General features: G+C 69.6%; 1 protein-coding gene. It reads right to left on the reverse strand.

Translation table 11 applies throughout. From position 1 onward, the window contains the following. Positions 1 to 2,395: arabinosyltransferase domain-containing protein (locus tag GX015_RS02930; protein ID WP_291342680.1), on the reverse strand; the 2,395-nt coding region annotated here is incomplete at both ends.

The following is a 2,395-nucleotide window of genomic DNA, read 5'->3' on the forward strand; positions in this document are numbered from 1 at the left end:
ACTCGCCCTTGGCCAGGTTCTCGTCCTTGACCACCAGGCGCACCGCGGTGGCCTCGGCCGGGATGTCGGCCGTGGGGAAGCGCAGGTTGCGCCACGTCGGGGCGGGGCCGATGTCCATCGGCTCGGCTTCGTGCAGCGTGATCCACTCGGAACCGTTCCACTGGCCGTACTGAGCCATCAGCGACTGGCCCTCCTGCTCAACGCCGTTGATGTCGTGGTGGTAGATGCGGCCGGCGGCCGAAACCACCAGCAGCGGGTGCGACTCGGAGCGCTCTGGCAGCTCGTACCAGGACGTCTCCAGCGAGCCCGGGACCTGGACGTCCTCGCTGTAGGAGCCCAGCACGGGGATGCGTTCGCTGTCGAGGTCGAACGGCAGCGTCACGCGGGACTCGTTGACGCCGGCCTCGGCCTCGAAGCCGCCCTCCGTCGACGCACCCTCGCCGCCGGATACCCAGTTGGAATCCGGGTTCTCGCTGCGGTCGGTGTTCGACTGGCCGTCGTTGACCCACACCGCGTCGGCGGTCATCTCCGACGGCAGGCCGTTCGGGGTGAAGCCGCGGGCGTTGTCCTCCGGGTCGAGGGAGTCGCCCAGTGCCGCGCCGCCGACCGGGGTCAGGAAGCCCTGGTTCGGATCGGTCTCCATGAGGACGTCCTCGGCCAGGTTGCAGGTCTGGCCCGTCATGGCGCGCAGGTTGCCCAGGCCGACCGAGTAGGCCGGGTACTGGGAGACGAAGCCCTTGCCCAGGCTGAGCACCGAGAAGATGACCACCATGAAGGACACCACCGCGAATGGCGAGGCCGCGACGGTGCCCAGGCGCAGGCGCGCCGCCAGCGTCGAGGGCTTGCGGTCCTTGCCGCGGAACTCCTGCACGAACTGCAGCACGGCGCCGGCGGCGAGGGTGAGCAGCGCGATGACCATGACGATGTTGCCGGCCTCGACGCCGCGGAACTGGACGGTCTTGTCGAACCACGGCACACCGTAGGCCGACACGTACCACCAGCCGTTGATGCCCATCAGCGAGAACGCCAGCAGGAAGATCGACGCGCCGGCGAAGAGCACCTGGTTGCGGCGCGAGCCGACGGCCCAGTGCGAGATCGCCATGGCGGCCAGCGCGGCCAGCGCGGCGCCGATGCCGGCGTACACGCCGAAGTGGTGGGTCCACTTGGTCGGCGTGAAGGTCAGGAAGAACATGGTGCCCACGTACATGAACACCAGGCGCATCGACGGCGCGGCCAGGGCGCCGGGGACCGTGCGGTGGCGCAGCAGCGCGGCGACGGTGATGGCCAGCGCCATCAGCGCGGCCAGCACTGCGAAGCGTCGGGTGAAGGAACCGTCGACCGACTGGAGGATCATCCAGTAGTAGCGGATGGGCTCCTCGTACCAGGGCATCGACGGGCCGATGGCGCCGCGCACGCGGATGGACTCCAGCACGGAAGCCAGGGTCTGGTCGCCGAAGACCGCGATGAGGATCGCGGTGCCCGCGGCCAGGAACGGCATGGTCTGCATCAGCGGTGCCGCGACGCCGCCGCCGAGGGCCTTGTGGCGCTCCACGACGATGCGGACCAGCACGGGCAGACCGGCCAGCAGCGCGGCGACGGCCATAAGGCCGGTGGGGCCGCAGCTCAGCGACAGCGTGGCGACGACGACGCCGAGGGCGGCCGGGAACAGGCGGCGGGTCAGGATGGCGCGCTCGATGAACACCCACGTCAGCAGGGCGCCCAGGGCGACGACCGGCTCGGGGCGCAGGCCGTTGTTGTACGGCAGCCAGAACGCGAGCAGGACGCCGGCGGCGGACCAGTAGGCCACGCGGCGCTCGGCGATGTCCCGGCCCAGGCGCGGGATGATCAGGCGGGAAAGCACGAACCAAATCGCCAGGCCGGCGATCAGCGCGGGCAGGCGCATCCACACCGACGCCGTGGACACCTTGACCATCAGCGCCAGCAGGTCGTAGTACGGGGCGCCGAAGGGAGATTCGGGGGCGCCGAACCAGCGGTAGTAGTTGGCCATGTACCCGGATTCGTCGGAGACGCGGGCCATGGTGAAGATGTAGCCGTCATCGGAGGTGTTCGCGCCGATGAAGTGCCACACGATGAGGATGAAGCCGACGAGCGCGTCGAGCGGGCGCAGGCGCCAGGCATCCTTGCGCAGCCACGGCGTCGGCGACGAGCCGTCGACCTTGTCGATGCGCCACAGCGTCCACAACGACACCAGGGCCAGCAGCAGGCCGATCCACATGACGATGTACTTGATGATCGTCGGCTTCGACGTGTACCGGCTGTCGATCTCCATGTCGACGTTCAGGCCGGCGGCGATGGCCGCGCCGGCGTCGCCGTCGGCGGGCAGGGAGGTGTAGATGCCGACTGTCTGCGGCCGGATGTCCTCCTCCACGACGCC

This window comes from Corynebacterium sp. (assembly GCF_012837295.1).
Classification (GTDB): Bacteria; Actinomycetota; Actinomycetes; order Mycobacteriales; family Mycobacteriaceae; genus Corynebacterium.